General features: G+C 64.4%; 1 protein-coding gene. It reads right to left on the reverse strand.

Annotated elements, in window-relative coordinates:
- A partial coding sequence (locus LPA54_RS39445; RefSeq protein WP_228985210.1) for a carbohydrate ABC transporter permease occupies positions 1 to 433 on the reverse strand: 433 nt, incomplete at both ends.

Below are 433 nucleotides of genomic sequence, written 5' to 3' on the forward strand. Positions count from 1 at the left end.
GAGTAGTTGTGCTGCTGGCCGCTGAAGGACAGCGAGTACGTGTAGAAGTTCGGCGTGTAGTCCGTGGTGATGGCGTTGCGGGCCAGCGGACGCAGGATGCTCGGCTCGTTGAAGAGCTGGAAGCTGCCGATGATGGAGAAGATCGTCGCGATCACCAGCGCGCCGCGGATGGCAGGCAGCTTGATCGCGGTGATCACCCGCCACTGGCTCGCGCCGTCGATCTCCGCCGCCTCGTACAGGGAGTGCGGGACGACCCGCAGCGCCGAGTAGAAGATCAGCATGTTGTAGCCGACGAACTCCCACGTGACGATGTTGCCGATGGAGGCCAGCACCAGGTCGGCGGAGAGCGGGTCGGGCAGCGACCAGCCGAAGGCGGAGTTGAAGTCCCCGACCAGGCCGTACTTGGTGCCGTACATGAAGCCCCACATCAGGG

Source organism: Streptomyces sp. DH12, assembly GCF_020873895.1.
Lineage (GTDB): Bacteria > Actinomycetota > Actinomycetes > Streptomycetales > Streptomycetaceae > Streptomyces.